The 2,021-nt window shown below is 35.0% G+C and carries 2 protein-coding genes and 1 pseudogene; all 3 read left to right on the top strand.

All coding sequences use genetic code 11. The annotated features are described in order from the left end of the window. The coding region (locus Sarmat_RS06615; RefSeq protein WP_202149713.1) for a transposase at positions 1–282 on the top strand (282 nt) is incomplete at its 5' end. Positions 283–419: 137 nt separating this feature from the next. Then, positions 420–1,163: pseudogene (locus Sarmat_RS07005) on the top strand (class I SAM-dependent methyltransferase). After that, positions 1,160–1,726: an alpha-ketoglutarate-dependent dioxygenase AlkB gene (locus tag Sarmat_RS06600; protein WP_202149957.1), complete on the top strand. Its 567-nt coding sequence runs from the start codon at positions 1,160–1,162 to the stop codon at positions 1,724–1,726. Before Sarmat_RS07005 ends, Sarmat_RS06600 begins: the two are co-directional and overlap by 4 nt. Positions 1,727–2,021 lie beyond the last annotated feature (295 nt).

The raw sequence follows: 2,021 nt of genomic DNA, 5'->3' as shown, positions 1-2,021 counted from the left end.
CTGGTAAAAGTTTTAGCAGATCGGGGGTATCAAGGTGATTTACAAAAATGGTTTTATGCGCATACGCAGGGGTGTTTGCTGAGCATTGTCAAGCCGGTGGACGGAACGAGGGGGTTTAAGGTTCAGCAATGGCGGTGGCTTGTGGAACGCTCGTTTGCGTGGCTGGGTAATTTCAGAAGATTGTCCAAGGATTATGAGATTTCCCCTTCATCCGCTAAGGCTTTTGTTCAATTAGCTTTCACAAAAATTATGCTGAATAGGTTAGTTAAATGTTTTGCGTGACTGGTTCTGAGTGTTTTAATAATTTGCAGTAGCGAGGAATTAATGCACAATAAAAAAATTATTATTTGGTACTTCCGAGTATTAGTGCTCATGGTTTATAGTAATATTATATCAAATAAATATTAGTACGGAGGTATATGATCAATAATGAAGATTTGCCTTGCGCATTACAAATACTGGAATTAAGGACAAAGGTATTTGACCTTAATCTAAAGCAAATAGAGCAAGGTTACTACAGCAAAGCAAAAGGACTAAGGGCTTTGGATCACGAGCTTTACATGCTTTATAAGAGCATCACTAAATATGATTTTGTATCTAAAATAAAAGAAGGTAATACACTTTTAGTAGGTGAAGGAAATTTGAGCTTTATTATTAGCTTAATAAAGAAATTACAGTTATTGCCTAATCTTATAGCTTCTACATATGAAGATTATTCAGAATTGTCTGAGTATGCAAAACTTAATACTAAATTATTAAAACAAGCTGGGGTAAAGATTTAACATGAATTGGATGCAACAGAGTTGCACCAAAATTTTTACTCCAATGCTTTTGATACAATCATTTTCCAATTTCCGCACTCTGGTAGCAGAGAAGGGATAAATGGAGTAAATGCAAATTATGTTTTGGTAAGAAATTTTATAATATCAGCTTCACATATTTTAAAAAGAGACGGAGTAGTTTTAATAACCGTAGTTGATTCCGATTTTTATAACAATATGTTTCGTTTTGATGAGTTAGCTCAAGAATTAAGAATAAGCCAGCCAATAAAATACAAGTTTAATCCCAAAGATTATCTAGAATATGAACATACAATGACTCATCAAGATGAAAGCGGTATTGATGATTATTCTAAATTTGCAACTTATGAGTTTAGACTATGAATCAGCAATATTTATTCAAGGAGGAGACTAACATTCCTGGGCTTACATATATCTCGAACTATATTCCTATTGAATATGCAAGTGAACTGATACAGCTTATTGATGCCAATACTTGGAATTTAGATTTAAAACGTAGGACTCAGCACTATGGTTATAAATATGATTATACAGTGAGATCCATAGATCCATCCTATTATCTAGGGGAAATACCGCATTGGATAGATGAGTTGTGCGATAAATTATGCGTAGGCTCCATATTCATAGAAAAGCCAGACCAAGTAATAATAAACGAGTATATGCCAGGTCAAGGGATTGCTCCTCATATTGATTGCGTGCCATGTTTTACAGGTACGATTTGTTCATTAAGTCTCGCTTCTGGATGCGTGATGGATCTGACAAATGGTGATATTAAGAAATCTATACCCCTAGAACCTAATAGCTTGTTAGTGCTTCAAGGTGAAGCAAGATACAAATGGAAACATGGTATCGCTCCAAGGAAAATTGACAATGGAGTAAGGCGCGGGAGGCGTATTTCATTGACCTTTCGTAAAGTGATTTTATAAAATCAAAATTTCGAATATCCATCTTTACTCCGAGTTTCGTTCTCTAAAAACTAGACCTCTTGCATAACCTATTCCGTGGGGTAATTTTGTTGTCAAAATTCCTTTGCGCTCCTCATACTCTAGGCAGTATCGACATTGATTTTATCCATAGATAAATTCCGGTTGGGACCGTTGCGAGATGAGGTAATTTTTGTTATAATAAATCTCAAAAGAACGAGGTTTTCAAATGTCTTCAGCGCATCAAATTACAATGGTAAGTTTAAATCAATTAGTTAGTCCAAAGCATCAATATCGC

This window comes from Candidatus Sarmatiella mevalonica, from assembly GCF_016751895.1.
In the GTDB taxonomy this organism is placed as follows: domain Bacteria; phylum Pseudomonadota; class Alphaproteobacteria; order Rickettsiales; family Rickettsiaceae; genus Sarmatiella; species Sarmatiella mevalonica.
This window is presented reverse-complemented; position numbering and strand designations above follow the sequence as displayed.